This window comes from Inquilinus limosus MP06 (genome assembly GCF_000767795.1).
Lineage (GTDB): Bacteria > Pseudomonadota > Alphaproteobacteria > DSM-16000 > Inquilinaceae > Inquilinus > Inquilinus limosus_E.
The window spans coordinates 1-1,865 of record NZ_JANX01000855.1 but is presented as its reverse complement, the minus strand read 5'-3'; the positions used below and the strand labels follow the sequence as shown (position 1 = coordinate 1,865).

The 1,865-nt window shown below is 71.2% G+C and carries 2 protein-coding genes; both read left to right on the top strand.

The features are described 5' to 3' along the window. A partial coding sequence (locus P409_RS33220; protein ID WP_238578829.1) for a thiamine pyrophosphate-dependent enzyme occupies positions 1-701 on the top strand: 701 nt, incomplete at its 5' end. Then, complete coding sequence (locus P409_RS33215; RefSeq protein ID WP_034848744.1) at positions 685-1,860, top strand: OpgC family protein; 1,176 nt, start codon at positions 685-687, stop codon at positions 1,858-1,860. The genes P409_RS33220 and P409_RS33215, both read left to right, overlap by 17 nt. Positions 1,861-1,865 lie beyond the last annotated feature (5 nt).

Sequence of the window (1,865 nt, the reverse complement as noted above, 5' to 3'; positions counted from 1 at the left end):
CTGGCACCGGCCTCGACAAAATCCCCTCACCCGGAGCCGCCAACGCGGCTCCGACCTCTCCCGCAAGCGGGAGAGGCCACGCGGAAGGGACCTGGCCCGATAGCGAGCCCGCCGCGGCCCGGACGGCGCTGGCCGAGTGCTTTGCTGCCCGGGCCGAATGGGGGCCGCACATCATCGTCGAGGTGCTGAACCGGTCGGTGGGGGAGGGGGACCTGGTCACCGTCGACGCCGGCGCCCACCGCATCCTGCTGTCGCAGAAATGGGTGGCGCGGCGGCCGCTGTCGCTGCTGCAGTCGGCCGGCTTCTGCACCATGGCCGCGGCCCTGCCGCTGGCGATCGGCGCCAAGGTGGCCGATCCCGCGCGCCGCGTCGTCGCCGTGATGGGCGATGGCGGGCTGGAGATGGGGATCGGCGAGCTCGCCACCCTGCGCGACCTCGGCCTGCCGGTCACCCTCGTGCTGTTCCAGGACCGGAGCCTGGCCCTGATCGCGCTCAAGCAGAACTCGGCCGGGCTGGCGCCGCACGGCGTCGCCCTCGGCCTCACCGATTTCGCCGCCGTCGCCGAAGGCTTCGGCGGCCATGGCCGCACCGTCGCGAGCGCCGCGGCGCTGCAGGCCGAGCTGGCCGCCGCCCGGGACCGCGACCGCTTCACCCTGATCGCCTGCAGGTTCGACGCCCATGCATATGACAAGGCCTTCTGAGCTGGCGGGGCGCGAGGCGCTGTCCAGCGCCCCGGCCGGCCGGACCCGGCGCGATCCGCGGCTCGATGTCTTCCGCGGCCTCGGGATGCTGATCATCCTGACCGCGCATATCCCGGACAACACCTGGATCCTCTGGATCCCGGCACGCTTCGGCTTCTCCGACGCCACCGAGATGTTCGTGTTCCTGTCCGGCATGGCCTCGGCCATCGCCTTCGGCCGGGTGTTCGACCGTGACGGCTTCGCCCGCGGCACCGGCCGCGTCGCCCGCCGGGTGTGGCAGATCTACTGGATCCATGTCGCGGTCTTCGTCGTCATCGCCGCGCTGGTGGCGGCGGCCGGCGCAAGGCCGGGCGGCGAAAGCTACATCGTCGAGCTGAACCTGCCGCATTTCTTCGCCGACCCGATGGGTTTGCTGCCGCGGTTCCTGACGCTGACCTATGTGCCGAACTATTTCGACATCCTGCCGATGTACCTGGTGATCCTGGCGCTGATGCCGGCGATGATCCTGGCCGAGCGGCTGTACCGCGCGCTGCCCTTCATGCTGATGGCCGCGATATGGGGCCTGACCCAGGCGCATCTGCTCGACCTGCCGGCCGAGCCCTGGTCGGACCGGCCCTGGTTCTTCGACCCCTTCGGCTGGCAGCTCCTGTTCTATCTCGGCTTCTTCCTGATGCGCCGCACGCTGCCGGCGCCGGGCTTCAGCTGGATGTTGATCACCCTCGCTGTGGTCTTCGTGCTGGCGACGGTGCCCTTCGCCTATTACCGGATCCTCGAGGCTTCGCCCTTCTTCGGCGGCTGGGCCCGGGCGCTGGAGCCGCTGACCGACAAGACCCATTTCGGCATCCTCCGCCTGGCGCATTTCCTGGCGCTGGCCTATCTGGCGGCGCATCTGGTCGGCCCCGGCGGGACGCGGCTGAAGGGCGCGGCGGTGGCCGTGATCTCCAAGGTCGGGCAGCAGACCCTGGCGGTGTTCGTCAGCGGCATGGTCGCGGCGCAGCTGCTGGGCATGGCGCTGGACCATACCGGCCGCGGGCCGCTGGCCACCGCCGCCGCCAACCTCGCCGGCTTCGCCGTGCTGATCGCGGTGGCCTATGCCGTGGCTTGGTTCAAGGCGATGCCGGCCCGCACCGGCGGCGCGCCCGTGGCGGAGGCGGCGTGATGGCC